Raw genomic sequence first — 17,675 nt, 5'->3', positions numbered from 1 at the left:
AGCCATTGTGACTTCAGTACACCTCGTAGATCGTTCTCCAAGTATCAGCCCCGACGAACTGATCGCCCAGTTGGTTCCACCACCACACTTTCAGGACGTGTCGTTTGAGTCCTATAAACCGGACCCCACGCAACCGTCACAGGGCAAAGCGCGTGATGCGCTTCGGGAGTTTACGGACAAGAGCACTAAGAAGAGCTTCTTCAAGAAAATGCTGGGGAAGTCGGAAAGCTCGGCCCGTGGTCTGTACCTGGACGGTGGCTACGGTGTTGGTAAGACGCACCTTCTGGCTTCAGCGTGGCACCGGTCAGAAAAACCGGCGGCGTTTGGAACCTTTGTCGAGTACACCAACCTCATTGGAGCGTTAGGGTTCAAACAGGCGGCGGCCGATCTGTCGCAATCCAAACTTGTGTGTGTCGACGAGTTTGAACTCGATGACCCGGGCGACACGGTCATGATGAGTCGCCTCATGCGGGAACTGACCGACGCGGGTGTGAAGATTGTTGCCACATCCAACACGTTGCCGGGAGCTCTGGGGCAAGGGCGCTTCGCCGCACAAGATTTCTTGCGTGAAATCCAAGCCCTGGCCGATCAGTTTGAGGTGCTGAGCATCGACGGGGACGACTATCGTCACCGCGGGATTCCAAACCCGCCTGAACCCCTGTCGAACGACGAACTGCAAGCCGTAGCCGAGCGCTTCGAAGGCACGATCGCCTGTGACGAGTTCGATCAGCTTATGGAGCACCTGCCACGCGTTCACCCGTCGCGGTACCGCCTGCTCCTAGACGACATTGATGCCGTTGCGTGGCAAGACGTACACACGATTGAAAACGAATCTGTTGCGTTGCGCTTTGTTGCTCTTGTCGACCGCATGTACGACCGCGGTGTGGCGATCCACAATTCGGGAGTGCGCCTCGACAAAATTTTTACCGAAGACATGCTGGGTGGGGGATACCGCAAGAAGTACATGCGGTGTTTGTCGCGTTTGACTGCTCTGGCTACAGGTGAGGAACGATGAAGCTCAACGACGGACCCATTGTCGAACCAGCCCACAGTGTTGAACCAGCGCTTTCGCCCAAGCTCGCCGACGAAGTCGACCAGGCCTCGCCGGCTGAACTCGTCCAAATGTTGCGGTGGAAACGCGGCGCGTCTTTCGACTCTGTTGACCCCACGGCTAAGCCCGGATTCAGCGGAAACAAAGACCAAGGGAAAACGGCCCGAGGTGCCGACAGCGAGGTCTTGAACGATCTGCAGGAACGGTTGTACGCGAATGCGAAAACCGGGAATGAGCGCAGTTTGCTCATCGTCATTCAAGGACGCGACACTGCCGGCAAAGGCGGAATTGTCAACCACGTTGCTGGAGTCTTGAGCCCGCACGGTGTATCGATCGCGTCCTTTGGTGTGCCAACCGAAGAAGAAAAGCAACATCACTTCTTGTGGAGGATCAAGAAGAAGCTCCCGGCACACGGCCAAATTGGAGTTTTTGATCGCTCCCACTATGAAGACGTTCTGGCAGTGCGCATGCATAATCTGGCTCCTGAGTCCGTGTGGCGTGGTCGCTACGAAGAGATCCGCCAGTTTGAACAGGACTTAGTGAAATCGGGAACAGCCGTGGTCAAAATCATGCTGACGGTATCCCAAGAAGAGCAGTACGAGCGTCTCTCGAAACGCTTGAGTCGCGAAGACAAACTGTGGAAGTACTCTCCTGGCGACGTCGATGACAGGTTGCGCTGGTATGACTACTCGCAAGCGTTCTCCGATGTCATGGACGAAACGGACTCGAACGACACACCGTGGTACGTGGTGCCCGCCGACCGCAAGTGGTACGCACGCTGGGCAGTGACGCGGATAATGATTCACCACTTGCTGGGCATGAACGTGGCGTGGCCACCGCCGGAATTTGATGTGGAGACCGAACGTGCGCGCCTAGAGGAAGCGCGCGAAATCAATCCCGCTGAACCACAGGACGCATAGCACTGCAAACGTCACGCACAGAAACGTGACTAAGCCGATTGTGGCTCCAACTGACCAGTGAGAGCGTCTGATGAAAAGCGTCCACGCGTGCAACTTTTTTCGCGCCCACATGAGCAAGCGGTGAGCCCAGTGAAACTCCGATGCAACCACGGCGACCCCGAACAGCACAATTAACCACCCAGGGCCGGGGAGTGGCACTAGAACGAGCCCTACAACAATCACGATTGCGCCAATGAATCCCACAGTCCACTTGTAGATCGCTTCCGTGGTGGGGTGGGCTGCAATTGATCGTCTCCAACGCAAGTAGCTCAAATGGCTCGCGCGGATCCAGCGAGGGCGGTGAGCACGCGGACGAGACTCGTACGGTGATTCGTGTTTCTCGTCGCGTGTGCCGGGCATGGAGTTAAGCGTACCGGTGCTGTCCGAGTGACCGATGTGAGGGGCCGAGGATCGAAGCGTGACACGCGTCATAGTCATTCGATTTGGCATATGCGAAAAGACGTTATAGAGTTTCTATTCGTTGCCAGGGAAACCTGACACGCGGATGTGGCTCAGTTGGTAGAGCATCACCTTGCCAAGGTGAGGGTCGCGGGTTCGAGTCCCGTCATCCGCTCTGGCGCCGGTCAGTTTGATCTGGACTCGGCGATCGCCTCCGCGGTGGCGTGGCCGAGAGGCGAGGCAGCGGCCTGCAAAGCCGTATACACGGGTTCGAATCCCGTCGCCACCTCGACCGGCGCGATTGGCGCAGCGGTAGCGCGCTTCCTTCACACGGAAGAGGTCACTGGTTCGATCCCAGTATCGCGCACGCGTGTTCAGCACATGTGCACAACAACTAAATACGCATGTTTACATGCGCGATTGGCGCAGCGGTAGCGCGCTTCCCTGACACGGAAGAGGTCACTGGTTCGATCCCAGTATCGCGCACACACCACCCCGGCTCAGGCCGGGGTTTTTCGTTCCCAGCTCTTGAAATTGCCGTTTGAAACAGAATCGCAACAGGTTAGCAACATCTAAGGCCACCATTGTTTGTGTGAAGTCATTAGGCTAAGTATGTATTTTCAACAAAGGAGATCAGATGTCTAACCCATACGGTGGCTCTAGCTACCCAGGTGGAGGGAACAACACCCCACCGTCAGCTCCTGGATCACAGCCCCCCTCACCCAGTTCACCTCAAGCTCCTCAGTACGGGGGAGGCAACTACGGAAGCGGAAACTACGGCAGTGGCAGCCCTGCCGGGCAATCACCTCCAAGCGCTCCAGGATCGCCGAGTGCACCAAGTGCCCCAAGCAGCCCGGGAGGTCCTTCGTACCCTGGCGGTTCAAGTACCCCCGGTGGCCCTGGTAGCCCAGGTGGCCCCTCGTACCCTGGTGGTCCACTCGGTGGATCTGGTAACACCAGCGAAAAGAACGGCGTGGGCCTGTGGGCGATGATCCTGGGTCTGGCCGGAATTGTGTTTGGTCTCCTCACCGGTCTTCCCGGTGCCATCATGGGTATGGTCGGGCTGAAGAACGTCAAGAATGGCGAAGCTGACAACAAGGGGCAGGCACTCACCGGTTTGATCGCCGGTATCCTCACCTCGCTTGGAAGCCTGATCAGTGGCGTTATCATCATCATTCTGCTCGTCACAGGAGCTATCAGCGCCGGCTCGGGTAAAACCGAACCCACATCGCCAGAGCGCCCCGGATCTCAAGGCCAAGAACCCGGCGGCCAAGAACCTGGTGGTTCTGGTGGCCAGGAACCTGGTGGCTCCGGCGGTGAGGAACCTGGCGGTGGCAGTGGTAGCAACTCCGGTGGAAAGGCTCCTGAAATCGACAACGGGATCAACCTGGCGGTTCGCTCCAAACAGGTTACGGCTGGTTCGTATGCTGTCCCGTCTGAAGCTCAGAACAGCGAATACATGTTCATCGAGGTCAGCCTCAAGAACAATTCCTCATCTGACTACTCGCCGAAGTACCCAGTCGTGTCAGCGAGCGTCGATGGTAAAGATCTTGACAAGGTCACCGACATCGACAACCAGAAGAAAGGGGCAGGGGACTGGCCGAGTTCCATCGCGCCTGGGGAAGAAGCGATCTATCAGACTGGTTTCCTCGTCTCAGGTGCTGAAGCCAAGAAAGCAAAAGTCACAGTGTATATGGGTAGCAAGAAGTTCGACTTCAGAAACGGCTGATTCCCCGTTTCGCATATGGCCCAGGTAAATACCTGGGCCTTTTGCGTATCATCGGAAGGGATAGAATCGGTGCTGTGCTCAGTGCACAACGCAATCAATTGGACAGGAGACAAACGTGGCAGACATCGTGACCCTCGACGGTGAAAAAATCGACTTCGAGGACGGCATGACAGCCACGGAGTTCTTCGCCGGTCGCAAAGACGTTATTGCTATCCGGCTGAACGGGGCTCCTGCCGACTTGGACCGAGAACTTCAGCCGGGTGACACGGTTGAACCGATCCTCATTAGCGAACCAGATGGGCTCGACATTCTGCGCCACTCGTGCGCGCACGTTGTCGCTCAGGCGGTTCAGGAACTGTACCCAGGCACCAAACTCGGTATCGGCCCGTACATCACCGACGGTTTCTACTATGACTTCCAGGTGGAAGAACCGTTTACGCCTGAAGACCTAAAAGCGATCGAGAAAAAGGCCCAGCGGATTGTGAAGGAAGGGCAGACCTTCCACCGCGTGGTCGTTGACGAAGAAGACGCCATCCGCCGCGAAGCCAGCGAGCCATTTAAGCTCGAACTCATCCAAGACAAAGGTAAAGGCGCTGAAGGAGCCAGCGTCGAAGTTGGCGGATCAGAATTGACGGTGTACGAAAACCGTAACCGCAAGGGCGAAGTCGTGTGGCAAGACTTGTGCCGCGGACCTCACCTTCCCAGCACCAAACTCATTGGCAATGGTTTCGCCGTCACCCGCGCCTCGGCCGCATACTGGCGAGGCGACCAAGACAACGCCAGCCTGCAGCGCGTGTACGGAACCGCGTGGGCAAGCAAAGACGACCTCAAGGCGTATCAAGAACGCATCGCAGAGGCCGAACGTCGCGACCACCGTCGTCTAGGAGCCGAACTCGACCTATTCAGCTTCCCCGACGAACTGGGATCGGGCCTTCCCGTTCTCCACCCCAAAGGTGGAGTTATCAAACGTGAAATGGAAAACTACGTGCGCGCCCGCCACATTGAAGAGGGCTTTGAGTACGTGGGCACCCCACACATCTCGAAAGAGGCCCTGTACTACACCTCGGGACACTTGCCGTACTACGGCGAAAACATGTTCCCTGCCATGCAGGTGGACGAGCAGCGCGACGAAAACGGCGAAATCGTCAAACAGGGCCAGCCGTATCGCTTGAAAGCGATGAACTGCCCCATGCACAACCTCATTTACCGCTCCCGAGGTCGTTCCTACCGGGATCTGCCATTGCGGCTTTTTGAGTTTGGGACGGTGTACCGGAACGAAGCATCGGGTGTGGTCCACGGTTTGACTCGCGTGCGTGCGCTCACCCAGGACGACTCGCACTCGTACGTTGCAGTTGAGGACGCGGCCAGTGAGATTAAACACCTGCTCAACTTCATGCTGTCGCTTCTGCGCGACTTTGGACTAGACGACTTCTACCTTGAGCTGTCCACGCGGGATGCGGAAGGCAAGAAAGCTAACAAGTTCATTGGTTCCGACGAGCAGTGGGAGGAAGCCACTCGGACGCTTGAAGAAGTGGCCCGCGCAACTGGTCTGGAACTGGTTCCGGACCCGGGTGGTGCGGCATTCTACGGACCCAAGATCTCGGTGCAGGCGCGCGACGCTATTGGACGCACGTGGCAGATGTCCACAGTTCAGCTGGACTTCAACCAGCCGGAACGTTTTGACCTCGAATACCAGGCCGCCGACGGCAGCCGTAAGCGCCCAGTGATGATTCACTCGGCCAAGTTCGGTTCGATCGAACGGTTCTTGGGCGTTTTGACTGAGCACTACGCGGGCGCTTTCCCGGTGTGGCTCTCGCCCGTGCAGGCCGTTTTGGTGCCGGTCGCCGACGAATTCGTTCCGTATGTCGAAGAGATCGCACAGAAGCTCAAGGCACACGGCATTCGCGTTGAGATCGACGACTCCACGGACCGTTTCCCCAAGAAGATCCGCAACGCCTCGAAGTCGAAGGTGCCGTACACGCTGATCGCCGGGGGAGAGGACCGCGATGCTGAGGCCGTGTCGTTTAGGTTCCGCGACGGTTCGCAAGAAAACGGTGTTCCGGTGGAACAGGCCGTGGAACGTATCGTGGAAGCGATCAGAACTAAAGCGCAGGTGTAATCCATGATTCCTGAACCGGAGGCAGCTGCCGGGTTTCCCGGCGAACCGGACGGTCTGCAGCGGCTGTGGACTCCTCACCGCATGGTGTATGTGGGTGGCGAGAACAAACCCAAGGACGGTAGCGAGAATGAGTGCCCGTTCTGTGTGGCACCCACCAAGTCCGACGAAGACGGCCTGATCATTGCCCGCGGTAAAACCGTGTTCGCAGTGCTCAACTTGTACCCGTACAACCCGGGTCACTTGCTCATCTGCCCGTACCGTCACGTGCCGGACTACACGGACCTGACCCAGGAAGAGACGCTAGAGTTCGCACAGTTTTCGCAAGAGGCCATGCGGATGATCCGCAGGGTCTCTAAGCCTCACGGTTTCAACTTGGGTATGAATCAGGGTGCGGTCGCGGGTGCTGGTATTGCCGCGCACCTGCACCAGCACGTGGTTCCCAGGTGGGGTGGGGACGCGAATTTCTTCCCCATCATTGCGCAAACCAAAGCGTTGCCACTCGTTCACGGCCAGGTTCGTGAAATGTATTCTGAAGCCTGGAATACGCCCGATGCGTAAAGGCTCGCGCACACATTACTGCCCTCAACCGTAGTCCCGTTAGGTCCCAACGTGCTCAACGCAATTGCTCGCGCGGCGTTTACTAAATTGTTCACGCCGCTCGCAAAACTCCTCATCAAGCTCGGGCTCGGCCCTGATGCTGTCACCGTGGTGGGGACTCTAGGCGTATGCCTTGGTGCGCTGGTGCTCTACCCTATGGGGCAGTTGTTTTGGGGAACTGTCGTCATTACGTTCTTCGTCTTTGGTGACATGCTCGACGGGATCATGGCGCGCCTGCTGGAGCGTAACTCCACGTGGGGAGCGTTCCTGGATTCGACGATGGACCGTTTGGCAGACTCCGCCGTGTTCGTGGGTCTGGCGCTGTGGTACTTTCTAGGGGCCAACGATCCTCTGACAGCCTTGCTGGCTCTCGCTTGTTTGGTGACGGGATCGATCGTGTCATACGTCCGTGCCCGAGGTGAGGGTCTGGGTGTGCAGGCGTCCGGAGGGATCGCTGAACGCGCCGACAGGCTCCTGGTGACGCTGGTCGTGACGGGTTTGGTGGGGCTAGGACTTCCCGATAGTGTGCTAACTATAGCTCTCGCGATACTCGTCGTGTTGTGTTGTATTACCATCGCACAGCGTATGAGTAATGTGTATGTGCAACTTCGTTCCAAGGAGACCGATTGAAAGTCCGCTGTGCAGCACGTGTGGTGCTCATGAACACGCAGGGCGCGGTGTTCATGTTGAAAGCAAAAGACCTCGGTGACTCCAGCAAAACGTGGTGGATGACGTGCGGGGGTGGCGAAGAGATGGGGGAACTCCCCGCACAGACCGCAGCGCGTGAACTCGCTGAGGAAACCGGCATCGAATGTGAACCCACCGAACTCGTGGGTCCGCTCGCTCACCGCCGTGCAGTGATGGAGTTTACGAGCCACACACTCCACCAGGACGAAGTGTTCTTTGGTCTCGTGGATGACTCGGACGTGGACTTGGAAGAAGCACTGTGGACCGATGTAGAGAAAGCCTCGATCGTGGGTGCCAAGTGGTGGACCCGCGAAGAGCTGGAAACCACCTCGGAGACCTTTTATCCTCGCCAGCTGGTTGACCTGATGGACTTGGTGAGCTCCGGGCAGGTGCCCGAATCCCCGCTCGTGCTCGACTAAAAGACGCAACCAGAAGAGGCGCGTACAATAGCGCTCAGATTTTACGAAAGGAACTGTTCATGGCAGGTCACTCCAAATGGGCGACGACAAAACACAAAAAAGCAGCGATCGATGCGAAGCGAGGCAAACTCTTTGCCAAGCTCATTAAGAACATCGAAGTTGCAGCGCGCAACGGAGGGGCTGACGTAGCGGGTAACCCTACGCTGTATGACGCGATTCAGAAGGCAAAGAAGTCCTCTGTTCCGAACGACAACATCGAACGCGCGGTCAAGCGTGGAGCAGGCATTGACGGTGGCGGTGTTGACTACCAGACCATCATGTACGAAGGCTACGCACCTGGGGGAGTCGCGCTCCTCATCGAGTGTCTGACCGACAACCGTAACCGTGCGGCCTCGGAAGTTCGTGTGGCTGTGACGCGCAACAACGGAAGCATGGCAGACCCCGGTTCGGTCTCCTACAACTTCAACCGTAAGGGCGTTGTGGCTGTGCCGGTCGAAGGCACAAGCGAAGACGCCATCCTGGAAGCCACGTTGGACGCGGGAGCCGAAGAAGTGAAGGACCAGGGTGACACTCTGGAAGTCATTTCGGAAGCCACCGACCTGGTTGCTGTGCGTACCGCACTGCAGGAAGCCGACATCGACTACGACAGTGCTGAAGCCCGGTTCGTGCCTAACCTCGAAGTGCAGTTGGACGCGGAAACCGCCAAGAAAGTGTTCACACTTATCGACGCTCTCGAAGACCTCGACGACGTGCAGAACGTGTACTCGAACGCCGACGTCACCGACGAAGTGATGGCCCAGCTGGAGGCCGAAGAGGACTAATGCGCATTCTGGGAGTCGACCCGGGGTTGACTCGCCTGGGCTTGGGTGTGATCGACGCGGGCCGTGCCAGGCAAGCGCGTATGGTGGCGGTCGACGTCATTCGCACCCCTTCACACGACTCTTCGGATGTGCGTTTGGGGCGCATCGCGGATGCGTTTGACACGTGGCTGGACGACTACCGGCCAGATGTTGTGAGTATTGAGCGGATTTTCGCGCGCAACGACGTGTCTACGATTATGGGTACCGCACAAGCGTCTGGGCTCACGATGGGACTGGCCGCGCGCCGAGGGATTCCCGTGGCGATGCATACCCCGTCCGAGGTGAAAGCGGCTGTCACGGGTAACGGGCGGGCCGACAAGAAGCAGGTCACCCACATGGTGACGCGCATTCTTAAACTCGACAGCCCACCAAAACCGGCTGACGCCGCCGACGCGCTCGCGTTGGCAATCTGCCACTTGTGGCGAGGCGCCTCGGCTGGGCTTTCCACTCCGGGGGCCACGAAGGACGTGGTGGACCGGCAACGCGCTGGTCGGCAGGGTGACAATCTCACACCGGCGCAACGTGCGTGGGCGCAAGCGATCAGGGACGCGCGCTAGAGCGGTCCCACATCCCAGTGAATATATGCGCTAACGTAGAATTAATCGCACATATGTTCCCAAAGGATGTCCATTGATTCGGTACCTCGAAGGCACAGTTCACACAGTTTCGGCCAATTCGCTCACCGTTGTCACCTACGGAGTTGGGCGGGAAGTTTTTGTGACTCCTGCGGTAGCCGGCCGGGTGCGCACGGGTTCAGAAGTCGCGTTGCACACCGAGCTCATTGTTCGCGAAGACGCGCTGACCTTGTACGGCTTCGATACGCCTGGCGAACTGAAGCTGTTTTCCACGTTGTTGGGTGCAAACGGGGTCGGGCCCAAGCTCGCCTTGGCGATTCTTTCCGTGCTGTCACCGGACCAGGTGTACGGCGCAATTTCGGACAACACTCCTAAAGTGCTCACGGCGGTACCGGGAGTTGGCCCCAAGGTCGCTGCCAAACTCATCGTGGACTTGCAGGGTAAGGTGCCTGCCACCTCGGCCGTTCCTTCTTCCGTAGCAGGGCCCGCCAGCGCCGAGGTGGTGCAGGCTCTTGTGGGTCTGGGATGGAAAGAGTCGGCGGCGATCAAAGCGGTGGAGACGGTCGCGCCGGACATGGACGGTGCGTCGGTGGCCGACATGCTCAAGGCGGCGTTGCGTGAACTCGGTGGTTCGCGGTGAGCGACAAGTCCTATGAAGTAGATTTTGGCGACTCCGGTCTCACTGGGGCAGAAGAAGAGCGCCTCATGCGTTCCGGGGCCGGTGATGCTGAGCGCGCGCAGGAAGCGGCTTTGCGTCCCAAGGGGCTTGCGGAGTTCGTGGGGCAGAAACAGGTGCGCGAGCAGTTGTCGCTGGTTCTCGACGCGGCGAAGGCCGGTAAGCGCACGCCGGATCACGTGTTGCTGTCTGGGCCACCCGGTCTGGGTAAGACCACGTTGGCCATGATTATTGCTGAGGAAATGGGTTCGCACATTCGCATTACGTCGGGCCCTGCCGTTCAGCATGCGGGTGATTTGGCGGCGATTCTGTCGTCGCTGGATGAGGGTGAAGTGCTGTTTATCGACGAAATTCACCGTGTTGCGCGCGCTGCCGAAGAAATGTTGTACGTGGCCATGGAGGACTTCCGTGTCGATGTGATCGTGGGGAAGGGGCCTGGAGCCACCGCGATTCCGCTGGATCTTCCACCGTTTACACTGGTGGGGGCCACCACCCGGTCGGGGTTGTTGCCTGCGCCGTTGCGTGACCGCTTTGGGTTCACGGGGCATTTGGATTTCTACACGTCGCAGGATTTGCAACGGGTGCTTGAGCGCTCAGCCGGCATGTTGGGCATTGAAGCCGATGCAGCTGGCCTGGCCGAGATTGCGCGCCGGTCGCGGGGGACTCCGCGTATTGCGAACCGGTTGTTGCGGCGCGTGCGTGACTGGGCGCAGGTTCGAGGTGACGGCCACATTGATCTGCACGCGTCGCGGTCTGCGTTGAACGTGTACGAGGTGGATGACCGTGGGCTGGACCGTCTGGACCGGGCTGTTCTTTCAGTTTTGTGCGAACGGTTCAATGGGGGACCGGTGGGTCTGTCCACGTTGGCTGTGAGCGTGGGTGAGGAACCGGAGACGGTTGAGGAAGTCGCTGAACCGTTCTTGGTGCGCGAAGGCCTGATGACGCGCACTCCGCGCGGACGAATCGCTACGCAGACAGGGTGGCAACACATCGGTTTGACTCCGCCAGACGACCCGGCGCTGTTTTCTTAGCTCGGATGTTTTTTGACGCGTGGTCTGTTGCTAATTGGGTGTTGCTCAGTTAGGTATTAGACTACAATTTTGGCGTTAATTGACATCGAAAGGGTTTGGTCGTGGAGATTGTTCTTCTAGTAGCTCTTGGTGGGCTCTTGCTGTTCTTTATGCTCAACACGCGTAAACGGCAGAAGGCACAGCAAGAGAAACTTTCGAACAACTTGCGTGAAGGCGCAACTGTGATGACCAGCTTTGGGATGTTCGGCACGGTGACCGACGTCGACGACGACGGGGTGAAAGTCACTGTTGAAACGACGCCGGGAACCAGCGTGGTGATTCACCGTCAGACCATTGCGCAGATTGAGGCACCTCAGGACGAAGAGCCTGTTGCTGAGACGCCTGACGCAGACAAGGCTGAAGCCGACAAAACTGACGCCAACAAAACTGACGCCGACAAGGCGCCGCGCATCACCGACGCTGAACTCGACGCTATGAACGAAGCCAAGCGCAACGCCAAGAACACGAACGCCAAAGACAACGACCCCGCTGACAAGAACGATTCCGACAAGAAGTAATCATCGTGGCATCTATTGACAAAAAGCCTCGTCCTGGGCGCCGGTTCCTGGCGCTCGGAGCTTTTATAGTAATTATCTTCGCCCTTGTGGGCGGTGGCGCGGTTTGGTCGAACGCGACCTGGTCGCCCAAACTGGCTCTTGACCTCGAAGGTGGAACGTCCATCATCTTGGAGCCACAGCTTGAAGACCAACAGGTCACACGCGAGCAGTTGCAACAGGCCGTTGCAATTATTCGCCAACGTGTGGACTCCACGGGTGTGTCCGAAGCTGAAATTAGCACGCAGGGTGACCGCAACATTGTGGTGAACCTGCCGGGCAACCCCGATGAAGAGACCCGTAACCTGGTTCGGTCTTCGGCCCAGCTGGCATTTAGGCGAGTCGCGCTCGTGGGTGCGCCAACTCCTATCGACCAGCAACAGAAGGAACAGGCCGAAGAGGACAAGGCTCCAGAGCTGTCCAAAGAAGATCAGAAGAAGCTGGACGATCTTTTAGGTGGCCAGAATGGGCAGGGCCAGCAAGGACAGGAAGGCCAACAGGGCCAGCAACCGCAGCAGGGTCAGCCTGAACAGGGAGCCCCTGAGCAGGGCCAGCCAGAACAAGGCGCACCTGCCCCCGCTCCCGGCCTTGAGGGCCCCCAGGAACCCGCTAACCCCGGTTCTACCAACATCCGTCCGGTAGCGCAGCCGGCCCAACCACAAGAGGGCGAACAACCACAACAGAAGCCTGAAGAAGAGCCAAAAAAGGAAGAACCAAAGAAGGAACAGCCTTCCAAGCTTCCTGAGGACTTCGAGCCTGGTTCCCAGGACGACGTGCCGCGTTTCAAGCCGGAGGATCAGCAGTCCTGGATGAACCCCGAACTGCTTCAGGAATACGCAAAGCTCGACTGCACCAAGCCGGAAAACCGGGTGGGTGGAGACTCGGGACCTCGCGATGAACCGATGGTGTCGTGTGATCAGTCGGGTGAAGCGAAGTACATTCTGGGGCCTGTTGAGCTTGCCGGTTCTCACGTGAAGGATGCGAGCTTCGGCTATGAGACGACCTCGCAGGGCACCCAGACAAACCGCCTGGCTGTGTCGATGGAGTTCGACGACTTTGGTCGTGACGTGTTCGGTAAGGTGACGTCGGCTGTTACGGGTGCTCAGCAACCGTATAACCAGTTTGCAATCGTTCTTGACGGTTTGGTGCTCTCGGCTCCCGTGTCCCAAAGTGCGGTGACTGACGGTCGCGCTCAGATCACTGGTGACTTCAGCGAAGAAGAGGCGTCAACGCTTGCCAACCAGCTGAAGAACGGTGCTCTGCCAATCAGCTTTAAAGTCCAGAGCGAACAGCAGATTTCACCCACACTGGGTGCCGACTACCTCAAGGTGGGTCTGATCACCGGTGGAATTGGTCTGCTGTTGGTGGTCGTGTATTCGCTCCTGCAGTACCGCGTGCTGGGATTGGTGACCGTGTCCAGTTTGGTGGTCGCCGGTGTTCTTACGTGGGGACTGCTGTTGTTCGTGTCGTGGCGCTATGGCTATCGACTGTCGCTTGCCGGTGTCGCCGGTATCATCATCGGTATCGGTATGGCCGCCGACTCGTTCATCGTGTACTTCGAACGTGTGCGAGACGAGTTGCGTGAAGGTCGGAAACTGCTGTCGGCTGTTGAAGTCGGATGGGACCGTGCCCGTCGCACGATTTACGCCTCCAAGGCCGTGAACATGTTGGCCGCAGTGATTCTGTTCATTCTGGCAGTGGGATCCGTCCGTGGGTTCGCCTTCACGCTCGGTTTGACGGTGATCGTCGACATCGTGATCGTTGTTCTGTTCACGCACCCCATGCTCCAGGTGCTGGCACGTACGCGCTTCTTTGGTGAGGGCCACCCCATGTCGGGTATGGACCCCCGCCAGCTGGGTGTCAAGGCGGAAGCGTACCGAGGTGCCATGGGACTGGATCTGGAAAAGGCTCGGAAGAAGAGCACGGGTCGTTCCCACAAGGAAGCCAAGCGTCGCGATGACTCCCGTACGCGTAAATCGGGCCCGACTTTGGCAGAACGGAAAGCGGCTGAACGTAAAGCCTCAACCGTGGACACCAAAACAAAGACCACGGAGGAAGACGCATAATGAAGCGCTTTTTTGAGTTTGGTAACCGCCTCCACTCGGGTGAAACGTCGATCCCGTTCGTGGGGAAGGGCAAGCTGTGGCTGTCGATCGCTGCAGTGCTCGTAATCCTGTCCCTGCTCATCCCCGTGGTGGGTGGCTTCAACCTGGGTATCGCCTTCCGAGGCGGTTCCGAGTTCGAGATTTCCAACGTGAAGTCCAACGACCCACAGCCCGGTATCGACGCAACTAACAAGACTGTCAACAACGCCGAGGCGACGGGCGTTCCCCGGTCGGACACCTCGGTCCGGGTAGAAACCCGCCAACTTTCCGACGAAGAGATGCAGAAGGTGCGCGAAGCCTTGGTGAAGGCGTACAGCGTGGAAAACAAGGACGTGACGTCCAACTTCGTTGGTCCACTGTGGGGTCAGGACATCACCAACAAGATGACGCGCGCCCTGGTGATCTTCGTGGTCATTTCGATGGTCGTCATGGCGTTGTACTTCCGCACGTGGAAGATGTCGCTGGCAGCTATTGCTGGTCTGTTCTTCGTCATGATCACCACCATGGGAATCTATTCGGCGTCTGGCTTTGAGGTGACGCCCGAGGCGGTGATTGGGTTCCTGACGGTCCTGTCGTTCTCGCTGTACGACACCGTGGTGGTGTTCGATAAGATCCGCGAGAACACGGCCGATTTCAAGAAGAACCGCAAGCAGACGTTTGGCGAGCTGGTGAACTTGGGCGTCAACCAGACCACGGTGCGTTCCATTAACACCACGGTGATTTCGATCCTGCCCATCGCGTCGATTCTGTTCATCGGTGTGTTCATGCTTGGTGCGGGAACCCTGGTCGATATTGCCCTGTCGCTGTTCGTAGGTACCATCACGGCGGCCGCGTCCACCCTGTTTGTTGCCTCACCGCTGTACTACTTCTTGCGGAAGAACGAACCGGCTGTGCGTGAGCAGGAAGAGGCTGTTCTGGAAGCACGCGGGTCGAAAAAGACCGCAGAGCCCGTCGCTGTGTAGTAGGGCTCGATGGCGCAACCTGAGTCGACGTCCAGAAGGCCACGCGGGATTTCTCGCCTGGCCTTTTGGACTGCCCGGAGCCAGAACGCTCCGCAAGTTCCCAAGGCTTTGGGTCCGTTGCTTTCAGCAGTGGCGGAGAACCACCCTAAAGCCGATATCAACATTGTCCTCAAGGCGTATCGGGTAGCTGAAAAGGCCCACCGCGGGCAGACGCGCAAGAGTGGCGACCCGTACATCACGCACCCGGTTGCGGTGGCCACGATTCTTGCTGAAATCGGCATGATGCCGGTGACCCTGGCGGCAGCGCTGTTGCATGACACTGTCGAAGACACCGACTACGGCATGGACCAGTGCCGTGAAGAGTTCGGTGACGAAATCGCGCTCATGGTCGATGGCGTGACCAAGCTCGACAAGATCCAGTACGGAGCGGCGGCACAGTCGGAAACCGTACGCAAAATGATCGTGGCCATGAGCCGCGACATCCGCGTCCTGGTCATCAAGCTGGCCGACCGCTTGCACAACGCACGCACCTGGAAGTACGTGCCTGCTTCATCTTCTGAACGCAAGGCCCGCGAAACCCTGGACATCTTCGCGCCCCTGGCCCACCGCCTCGGGATGAACACCATTAAGTGGGAACTGGAGGACCTGTCATTCCAGGTTCTGTATCCCAAGGTGTATTCCGAGATTGTGCGCATGGTTGCAGAGCGCACGCCCGAGCGCGAAAAGTATCTGGCGACCGTGTCTAAAGAGTTGGGGCGCGAACTCACCGGGGCGAAGATCGAGGCGACCATTACGGGACGCCCCAAGCACTACTATTCGATCTACCAGAAGATGGTGGTGCGCGGGCACGAGTTTGCCGACATTTATGACCTGGTGGGTGTGCGCGTTCTGGTGGAGACGGAACGCGAATGCTACGCGGTCTTGGGTATTGTTCACGCGAAATGGTCACCGGTTGCGGGCCGTTTCAAGGACTACATCGCCATGCCCAAGTTCAACATGTACCAGAGCTTGCACACCACGGTGATTGGGCCTACGGGCAAGCCGGTTGAGATCCAGATCCGTACGCACGAGATGCACCGGCGCGCAGAGTTCGGTGTCGCTGCGCACTGGAAGTACAAGGACCGTCGCAAGGCGGGCGGAACCACCTCGGGCCGCATGGCTAAAGTGGGCGACGCGGGCGAGGTCGACCAGGTTCAATGGCTACGCCAGCTGTTGGATTGGCAACGTGAGGTCACCGACCCGGACGAGTTCCTGGACAACCTGCGCTACGAGGTCAAAAGCGCCGACGTCTACGTGTTTACGCCCAAAGGTGACATCATCACGCTTCCGGTGAATTCGACCCCGGTGGACTTCGCGTACTCGGTACACACCGAGGTGGGGCACAAGACCATGGGCGCGCGCGTCAACGGGCGTTTGCTCCCGTTGGATACGCAGTTGAAGAACGGCGACGTTGTCGAAGTGTTCACGTCCAAGGACGAAAACGCTGGGCCGTCGCGTGACTGGTTGGCGTTTGTCGCGTCACCGCGGGCGCGCAACAAGATTCGCCAGTGGTTCTCTAAAGAACGGCGCGAAGAGGCCGTTGAAAACGGTCGCGATCAGTTGGCGCGTGCGATGCGACGCCACCACTTGTCGGCTGAGCGGCTCATGAGCCAAGAAGCGCTGGTGGTTGTTGCCAACGAGCAGCGGTTGCCCGATGTGACGGCGTTGTATGCGGCGATTGGGCAGGGCACGATTTCGGCGGCCCACGTGGTTGACCTGTTGGCCAAGGAAGTCGACAGTTCGCAGGACGATTCGAACGAGACCACGATCCCGCCGGCGAACCCCACGGGTAAGTCCCGCGGGCACCACTCATCGTCCGAAGGCGTGCGTGTCGTGGGGGTCGATGACATCCTCATCAAGCTGGCCCGGTGCTGTACCCCGGTTCCCGGTGACCCGATTACCGGGTTCGTGACGCGCGGGTCTGGTGTTTCGGTTCACCGCAAGGACTGCACGAACGTGGCGTCCTATGACACGGAGCGCTTGGTCGAGGTCGAATGGAACGACACGTCATCGGGCGTGTACTTGGTGCAGATCCAGGTGGAAGCGTTGGATCGTGCCGGGTTGCTGTCGGACATTACGCGCGTGTTGAGTGAGACGCACGTGAACATTTTGTCCGCATCTGTCGCGACGTCAAAGGCGCGTGTGGCCCAGTCGCGGTTCGTGTTTGAAATTGGCGATGCGAGCCATTTGGACAACGTGCTCAACGCGGTGCGCAAGGTCGATGGTGTGTTCGACGTGTACCGATTGAAATCAACCTAGGTTCGCGATCAGAGGGTCAGCGTGGCGGACCAGTCTTCGAAGGCGGGTCAGGCGCGGGCGACGGTACAGGCCTCGCAGGAACTTGGCGAAGGCCACGCGTGTTTCAGCGGGGATGCTGAGAAGCAGATCGCGTGCGCGTTTCACGCTGGTTTCTGGTGCAACGCGGTCTTCGCAAAGTTCGTACATGAGCGCGTAGAGCGTTGCGGATTCGGACGTCACGAAGTTCTCACCGAGTTTCACCGTGTGCCCCTGGGGTACCAGGTTGTCGTGGATGTGGAATCCGTCGTGAATTGTGCGGATCCGCTTGCGTCTGGTTGGGGAGACCGAGGTGGTTTCCGGCGCCATGCCTTCTCCCCACCACACCCAGTAGGCAGTTTCGTGAGAGAAAGCCACGTGTGTGAAACCGGGTGTAGTGAGCGCGTTGCACCGTACGGCGGGGGTGATGGGTTCACCTGATGCGACCCAGCACTGACCTGTCAGTGGGGTCAGTAGTCCGTCCAGCTCGAGTGAGATGAGCTGGTGGTGTGAGAGTCCTTCTCCCGCTCTGAACAGTTGTGTCATGTAACAACTGTGACCGGTTCCGCGGTCAATTCATAGAGGGGGAGAAGGATCTGT

Annotated in this window: 17 protein-coding genes and 4 tRNA genes; 19 read left to right on the top strand and 2 right to left on the bottom strand. The window is 58.5% G+C overall.

The genetic code is table 11. The features are described from left to right. Positions 1 to 7: 7 nt before the first annotated feature. Positions 8 to 1,015, top strand: a complete 1,008-nt coding sequence (gene zapE / locus MHX53_RS10750) for a cell division protein ZapE (protein ID WP_239272692.1) — start codon at positions 8 to 10, stop codon at positions 1,013 to 1,015. Next, positions 1,012 to 1,971, top strand: coding sequence for a PPK2 family polyphosphate kinase (locus MHX53_RS10745; RefSeq protein ID WP_239272691.1), 960 nt, complete (start codon positions 1,012 to 1,014; stop codon positions 1,969 to 1,971). Before zapE ends, MHX53_RS10745 begins: the two co-directional genes overlap by 4 nt. Here the strand turns inward: MHX53_RS10745 and MHX53_RS10740 are convergent. Continuing rightward, positions 1,924 to 2,370, bottom strand: a complete 447-nt coding sequence (locus tag MHX53_RS10740; RefSeq protein ID WP_239272690.1) for a PGPGW domain-containing protein — start codon at positions 2,368 to 2,370, stop codon at positions 1,924 to 1,926. The two genes, MHX53_RS10745 and MHX53_RS10740, sit on opposite strands and share 48 nt — an antisense overlap. Before the next feature lie 141 nt (positions 2,371 to 2,511). On the opposite strand from MHX53_RS10740, the gene MHX53_RS10735 reads away from it, so the two are divergent. The 17 genes from MHX53_RS10735 to MHX53_RS10655 all read left to right on the top strand — a co-directional run bounded on the left by MHX53_RS10735 (position 2,512) and on the right by MHX53_RS10655 (position 17,060). After that, positions 2,512 to 2,584, top strand: a tRNA-Gly gene (locus tag MHX53_RS10735). Between the two features lie 43 nt (positions 2,585 to 2,627). Beyond that, positions 2,628 to 2,698, top strand: a tRNA-Cys gene (locus MHX53_RS10730). Between the two features lie 6 nt (positions 2,699 to 2,704). Next, a tRNA-Val gene (locus MHX53_RS10725) sits at positions 2,705 to 2,776 on the top strand. 47 nt (positions 2,777 to 2,823) lie between these two features. Beyond that, positions 2,824 to 2,895: transfer RNA gene (locus tag MHX53_RS10720), tRNA-Val, on the top strand. Positions 2,896 to 3,046: 151 nt separating this feature from the next. Next, complete coding sequence (locus MHX53_RS10715) at positions 3,047 to 4,138, top strand: DUF4190 domain-containing protein (RefSeq protein WP_239272689.1); 1,092 nt, start codon at positions 3,047 to 3,049, stop codon at positions 4,136 to 4,138. A 115-nt stretch (positions 4,139 to 4,253) separates the two neighbouring features. Then, positions 4,254 to 6,257, top strand: coding sequence for a threonine--tRNA ligase (gene thrS, locus MHX53_RS10710; RefSeq protein WP_239272688.1), 2,004 nt, complete (start codon positions 4,254 to 4,256; stop codon positions 6,255 to 6,257). Between the two features lie 3 nt (positions 6,258 to 6,260). Beyond that, positions 6,261 to 6,815 (top strand): HIT domain-containing protein, encoded by a 555-nt coding sequence (locus MHX53_RS10705; RefSeq protein WP_239272687.1) that lies wholly within the window; start codon positions 6,261 to 6,263, stop codon positions 6,813 to 6,815. Between the two features lie 51 nt (positions 6,816 to 6,866). Then, positions 6,867 to 7,484, top strand: coding sequence for a phosphatidylinositol phosphate synthase (pgsA, locus tag MHX53_RS10700; protein ID WP_102238139.1), 618 nt, complete (start codon positions 6,867 to 6,869; stop codon positions 7,482 to 7,484). Beyond that, positions 7,481 to 7,960, top strand: a complete 480-nt coding sequence (locus MHX53_RS10695) for an NUDIX domain-containing protein (RefSeq protein ID WP_102238138.1) — start codon at positions 7,481 to 7,483, stop codon at positions 7,958 to 7,960. The genes pgsA and MHX53_RS10695 overlap by 4 nt, the downstream gene beginning before the upstream one ends. 59 nt (positions 7,961 to 8,019) lie before the next feature. After that, the gene (locus MHX53_RS10690) at positions 8,020 to 8,781 is read left to right on the top strand and encodes a YebC/PmpR family DNA-binding transcriptional regulator (RefSeq protein ID WP_102238137.1); all 762 of its coding nucleotides are present in this window, start codon (positions 8,020 to 8,022) and stop codon (positions 8,779 to 8,781) included. Further along, entirely contained in the window at positions 8,781 to 9,377 is a 597-nt protein-coding gene (ruvC, locus tag MHX53_RS10685; protein ID WP_102238136.1) for a crossover junction endodeoxyribonuclease RuvC, read from the top strand. The genes MHX53_RS10690 and ruvC overlap by 1 nt, the downstream gene beginning before the upstream one ends. A 73-nt stretch (positions 9,378 to 9,450) precedes the next feature. After that, positions 9,451 to 10,035 (top strand): Holliday junction branch migration protein RuvA, encoded by a 585-nt coding sequence (ruvA, locus tag MHX53_RS10680; protein WP_239272686.1) that lies wholly within the window; start codon positions 9,451 to 9,453, stop codon positions 10,033 to 10,035. Then, positions 10,032 to 11,102: a Holliday junction branch migration DNA helicase RuvB gene (ruvB, locus tag MHX53_RS10675; RefSeq protein ID WP_239272685.1), complete on the top strand. Its 1,071-nt coding sequence runs from the start codon at positions 10,032 to 10,034 to the stop codon at positions 11,100 to 11,102. The genes ruvA and ruvB overlap by 4 nt, the downstream gene beginning before the upstream one ends. A 101-nt stretch (positions 11,103 to 11,203) precedes the next feature. Further along, complete coding sequence (yajC, locus tag MHX53_RS10670) at positions 11,204 to 11,659, top strand: preprotein translocase subunit YajC (RefSeq protein ID WP_239272684.1); 456 nt, start codon at positions 11,204 to 11,206, stop codon at positions 11,657 to 11,659. A gap of 5 nt (positions 11,660 to 11,664) precedes the next feature. Continuing rightward, on the top strand, positions 11,665 to 13,761 hold the full coding sequence (secD, locus tag MHX53_RS10665) for a protein translocase subunit SecD (protein ID WP_239272683.1): 2,097 nt from the start codon (positions 11,665 to 11,667) through the stop codon (positions 13,759 to 13,761). Continuing rightward, a complete protein-coding gene (secF, locus tag MHX53_RS10660; protein ID WP_239272682.1) occupies positions 13,761 to 14,762 on the top strand; it encodes a protein translocase subunit SecF in 1,002 nt (333 codons plus the stop codon). Before secD ends, secF begins: the two co-directional genes overlap by 1 nt. 9 nt (positions 14,763 to 14,771) lie before the next feature. Then, the gene (locus MHX53_RS10655; RefSeq protein ID WP_239272681.1) at positions 14,772 to 17,060 is read left to right on the top strand and encodes a bifunctional (p)ppGpp synthetase/guanosine-3',5'-bis(diphosphate) 3'-pyrophosphohydrolase; all 2,289 of its coding nucleotides are present in this window, start codon (positions 14,772 to 14,774) and stop codon (positions 17,058 to 17,060) included. Here MHX53_RS10655 and MHX53_RS10650 read toward each other — a convergent pair. Beyond that, positions 17,052 to 17,621, bottom strand: a complete 570-nt coding sequence (locus MHX53_RS10650) for a hypothetical protein (RefSeq protein ID WP_239272680.1) — start codon at positions 17,619 to 17,621, stop codon at positions 17,052 to 17,054. The two genes, MHX53_RS10655 and MHX53_RS10650, sit on opposite strands and share 9 nt — an antisense overlap. Between the last annotated feature and the right edge of the window lie 54 nt (positions 17,622 to 17,675).

This window comes from Brevibacterium sp. ACRRH, from assembly GCF_022346365.1.
Taxonomy (GTDB): Bacteria; Actinomycetota; Actinomycetes; order Actinomycetales; family Brevibacteriaceae; genus Brevibacterium; species Brevibacterium paucivorans.
The sequence above is the reverse complement of the archived record's forward strand: the minus strand, read 5'-3'. Positions and strand labels throughout refer to the sequence as shown.